Origin of the sequence: Gramella sp. KN1008 (genome assembly GCF_004332155.1) — a bacterium.
Taxonomy (GTDB): Bacteria; Bacteroidota; Bacteroidia; order Flavobacteriales; family Flavobacteriaceae; genus Christiangramia.
Map to the genome: position 1 here is coordinate 1 of NZ_SJDV01000020.1, position 5,318 is coordinate 5,318.

Consider the following 5,318-nt stretch of genomic DNA (forward strand, 5'->3'; position numbering starts at 1 on the left):
TAAGCATTTGGCGGTTCCGGAGTTTTGCGGCTCCGGAACCATTACGCATCAAGCTTTACGGAGTATTAGTACTACTCGGCTATGACATTACTGCCTTTACACCTGTAGCCTATCAACGTGGTAGTCTCCCACGGTCCTTTAAAGAAATCTCATCTTGTGGTGGGTTTCGCGCTTATATGCTTTCAGCGCTTATCCCTTCCCAACGTAGCTACCCAGCAGTGCTCCTGGCGGAACAACTGGTACACCAGAGGTTGGTCCAACTCGGTCCTCTCGTACTAGAGTCAGGTCCACTCAAATTTCTAACGCCCACTACAGATAGAGACCGAACTGTCTCACGACGTTCTGAACCCAGCTCGCGTGCCACTTTAATGGGCGAACAGCCCAACCCTTGGGACCTTCTCCAGCCCCAGGATGTGACGAGCCGACATCGAGGTGCCAAACCCCCCCGTCGATGTGAGCTCTTGGGGGAGATCAGCCTGTTATCCCCGGCGTACCTTTTATCCTTTGAGCGATGACCCTTCCATGCGGTGTCACCGGATCACTATGCTCTACTTTCGTACCTGATCGACCTGTATGTCTCTCAGTCAAGCTCCCTTTTGCCATTGCACTCTACGCACGGTTACCAAGCGTGCTGAGGGAACCTTTAGAAGCCTCCGTTACTCTTTTGGAGGCGACCACCCCAGTCAAACTACCCACCAAGCACTGTCCTTCCAGTGGAAGTTAGGCTCTAAACAAGTAAAGGGTAGTATTTCAACAACGACTCCACAACTCCTGGCGAAGCTGCTTCAAAGTCTCCTACCTATCCTACACATCACTTGTTCAAAGTCAATACTAAGCTATAGTAAAGGTGCACGGGGTCTTTTCGTCCCGTAGCGGGTAATCGGCATCTTCACCGATACTACAATTTCACCGAGCTCATGGCTGAGACAGTATCCAGATCGTTGCACCATTCGTGCAGGTCGGAACTTACCCGACAAGGAATTTCGCTACCTTAGGACCGTTATAGTTACGGCCGCCGTTTACTGGGGCTTCAGTTCAATGCTTCGCCGAAGCTAACATCTCCCCTTAACCTTCCAGCACCGGGCAGGTGTCAGGCCCTATACGTCATCTTTCGATTTAGCAGAGCCCTGTGTTTTTGATAAACAGTCGCCTGGATCTTTTCACTGCGGCCCCCCTTACAGAGGGCGACCCTTCTCCCGAAGTTACGGGCCAATTTTGCCTAGTTCCTTAGCCATGAATCTCTCGAGCACCTTAGAATTCTCATCCCAACTACCTGTGTCGGTTTACGGTACGGGTTGCCACCACTCGCTTTTCTTGGAAGTCGCTCCGCTGGATTATCACGCCGGCCGTAGCTTTTGTGTACTATCGGGTTGTTACCAATCCCTTCAACGTACTATTCCGTCAGTACGCACCAACTTTACGCCTCCGTCCGCTTTAACATGGGGCAAGTAGCAGAATATTAACTGCTTGTCCATCGACTACCCCCTTCGGGTTCGCCTTAGGTCCCGACTAACCCCCAGCTGATTAGCATAGCTGGGGAAACCTTGGTCTTTCGGTGTGCAGGTTTCTCGCCTGCATTATCGTTACTTATGCCTACATTTTCTTTTGTAACCAATCCAGCATACCTCGCAGTACACCTTCGTCTCTGTTACAATGCTCCCCTACCACTATAGTAAACTATAGTCCATAGCTTCGGTAGTATGTTTATGCCCGATTATTATCCATGCCGGACCGCTCGACTAGTGAGCTGTTACGCACTCTTTAAATGAATGGCTGCTTCCAAGCCAACATCCTAGCTGTCTGGGCAGTCCAACCGCGTTTATTCAACTTAACATACATTTGGGGACCTTAGCTGATGGTCTGGGTTCTTTCCCTCTCGGACATGGACCTTAGCACCCATGCCCTCACTGATATGCATCATTTTATAGCATTCGGAGTTTGTCAGGAATTGGTAGGCGGTGAAGCCCCCGCATCCAATCAGTAGCTCTACCTCTATAAAACTAACTATATCGCTGCACCTAAATGCATTTCGGGGAGTACGAGCTATTTCCGAGTTTGATTGGCCTTTCACCCCTATCCTCAGGTCATCCCAAGACTTTTCAACGTCAACGGGTTCGGTCCTCCACTATGTGTTACCACAGCTTCAACCTGCCCAAGGATAGATCACACGGTTTCGCGTCTACCACTACCAACTAAAGCGCCCTATTCAGACTCGCTTTCGCTACGGCTCCATGACTTAATCACTTAACCTTGCTGGAAACGGTAACTCGTAGGCTCATTATGCAAAAGGCACGCCGTCATCAGCCATAGGCTGACTCCGACCGCTTGTAAGCGTATGGTTTCAGGTTCTATTTCACTCCCTTGTTCAGGGTTCTTTTCACCTTTCCCTCACGGTACTGGTTCACTATCGGTCTCTCAGGAGTATTTAGCCTTGGCGGATGGTCCCGCCAGATTCATACAGGGTTTCACGTGCCCCGCACTACTCAGGATCCTGCTATGCTTTATACACAATTACTTATACCGGGCTGTCACCGTCTATGGCTCATCTTTCCAGATGATTCTAATTCATGGTACAAACAATATTGCAGTCCTACAACCCCAATAAATCCGTAAACTTATTGGTTTGGGCTCTTGCGCGTTCGCTCGCCGCTACTAGCGCAATCACTATTGTTTTCTCTTCCTCCGGGTACTTAGATGTTTCAGTTCCCCGGGTTCGCCCCATGCAAGCATGGTAACATGTCTTCAACATGCTGGGTTGCCCCATTCGGATATTCGCGGATCAATGTGTATGTGCCACTCCCCACGACTTTTCGCAGCTTATCACGTCCTTCGTCGCCTCTGAGAGCCTAGGCATCCCCCATACGCCCTTATCTAGCTTGTATGCGTTTTGCTTAATGCTCGTTGATCAAATAAATTCGATCAATATTATTAATGTATTCTTACTTATAAATATTTCTATCTATATAGCGTCTCTCGTATTCTTTGTTTCTTCAATATGTCAATGAACTTTCTAGACCCAGATTATCGCTAGGTTGATATAATCAACAGCTAATAACAACAATCCTTGATGTCCGTGGTGGAGAATATCGGAGTCGAACCGATGACCTCCTGCGTGCAAGGCAGGCGCTCTAGCCAGCTGAGCTAATTCCCCATATACTAGTAGTTAGTAATGAGTAGTTAGTAGTTAGTACATAACTACATACCCAACTTCCAGAATTTCCTTTCAATATTTCAATTAATGAACGTCGTACTGCGTATTCCTTACTCCGTACTTCTCGTAGTCTCAGGCAGACTCGAACTGCCGACCTCTACATTATCAGTGTAGCGCTCTAACCAGCTGAGCTATGAGACTGTCCTTAATAGCAATTCGCTATTATTATCAAATTGACAGATAAGAATCAAGACCAAAGAAATCCTTTCTACTGAACTTCCCTTTCGTAATTGTCGCTAGCATGTAAACATGCATCGCTCTAGAAAGGAGGTGTTCCAGCCGCACCTTCCGGTACGGCTACCTTGTTACGACTTAGCCCCAGTTACCAGTCTTACCCTAGGCGGCTCCTTGCGGTGACCGACTTCAGGTACCCCCGGCTTCCATGGCTTGACGGGCGGTGTGTACAAGGCCCGGGAACGTATTCACCGCACCATGGCTGATGTGCGATTACTAGCGATTCCAGCTTCACGCAGTCGAGTTGCAGACTGCGATCCGAACTGTGATAGGGTTTGAAGATTCGCATCCCCTCGCGGGGTAGCTGCCCTCTGTCCCTACCATTGTAGCACGTGTGTAGCCCAGGACGTAAGGGCCGTGATGATTTGACGTCATCCCCACCTTCCTCGCGGTTTGCACCGGCAGTCTGGCTAGAGTTCCCACCATTACGTGCTGGCAACTAACCACAGGGGTTGCGCTCGTTATAGGACTTAACCTGACACCTCACGGCACGAGCTGACGACAACCATGCAGCACCTTGCAATTAGTCCGAAGAAGGGAGTGTTTCCACTCCTGTCCAACTGCATTTAAGCCCTGGTAAGGTTCCTCGCGTATCATCGAATTAAACCACATGCTCCACCGCTTGTGCGGGCCCCCGTCAATTCCTTTGAGTTTCATTCTTGCGAACGTACTCCCCAGGTGGGTCACTTATCACTTTCGCTTAACCACTCAGCCCTCAATTAGACCGAACAGCTAGTGACCATCGTTTACGGCGTAGACTACCAGGGTATCTAATCCTGTTCGCTACCTACGCTTTCGTCCATCAGCGTCAGTATGTTATTAGTGATCTGCCTTCGCAATAGGTGTTCTGAGTAATATCTATGCATTTCACCGCTACACTACTCATTCCAACCACTTCATAACAACTCAAGATCTACAGTATCAATGGCAATTCTACAGTTAAGCTGCAGACTTTCACCACTGACTTATAAATCCGCCTACGGACCCTTTAAACCCAATGATTCCGGATAACGCTTGGATCCTCCGTATTACCGCGGCTGCTGGCACGGAGTTAGCCGATCCTTATTCTTACAGTACCGTCAGCTCCCCACACGTGGAGAGGTTTCTTCCTGTATAAAAGCAGTTTACAACCCATAGGGCAGTCTTCCTGCACGCGGCATGGCTGGATCAGAGTTGCCTCCATTGTCCAATATTCCTCACTGCTGCCTCCCGTAGGAGTCTGGTCCGTGTCTCAGTACCAGTGTGGGGGATCTCCCTCTCAGGACCCCTACCTATCGTTGCCATGGGGTGCCGTTACCACTCCATCTAGCTAATAGGACGCATACTCATCTTCAAGCCATAAATGTTTAATTATAATTCCAGGTGAAATCATAATACCATGGGGTATTAATCCACGTTTCCATGGGCTATCCCCCGCTTGAAGGTAGATTGTATACGCGTTACGCACCCGTGCGCCACTCGTCAGCGGAAAAGCAAGCTTTTCCCTGTTACCGTTCGACTTGCATGTGTTAGGCCTGCCGCTAGCGTTCATCCTGAGCCAGGATCAAACTCTTCATCGTTAAATCTTAAATATACTTAACAACTACTAAAGAAATTTGCTCAGGTTTGACGTCTTTTAGTCTTAATTCTTATACACTTGATTACATCTCTAATTAAAAAAATGTAATCCCTGTCAATTCAATATATCAATGAACTTCGATTGGTCACCCAATCTCATCTTGTTAAAACACGAGGATTCGAACCCCTTCTCTATCGCCCCAAACGGCTGTTTCTTATAACTCTCAATCTGTAATTCTTGAACGGCTGCTCTCTGTGAAAGCGGGTGCAAATATACAACGCTTTTTTCTTCCCAACCAAAACTTTTTTAGAAAAA

The 5,318-nt window shown here is 48.3% G+C and carries 2 tRNA genes and 2 rRNA genes; all 4 read right to left on the reverse strand.

The features are described 5' to 3' along the window. Window positions 1-44 precede the first annotated feature (44 nt). Window positions 45-2,883, reverse strand: a 23S ribosomal RNA gene (locus EZJ28_RS15940). Window positions 2,884-3,074: 191 nt separating this feature from the next. Further along, window positions 3,075-3,151: transfer RNA gene (locus tag EZJ28_RS15945), tRNA-Ala, on the reverse strand. Between the two features lie 127 nt (window positions 3,152-3,278). Further along, window positions 3,279-3,352: transfer RNA gene (locus tag EZJ28_RS15950), tRNA-Ile, on the reverse strand. Between the two features lie 122 nt (window positions 3,353-3,474). Then, window positions 3,475-5,004: ribosomal RNA gene (locus EZJ28_RS15955) — 16S ribosomal RNA — on the reverse strand. The 16S and 23S rRNA genes sit together here with 2 tRNA genes alongside, the layout of an rRNA operon. Between the last annotated feature and the right edge of the window lie 314 nt (window positions 5,005-5,318).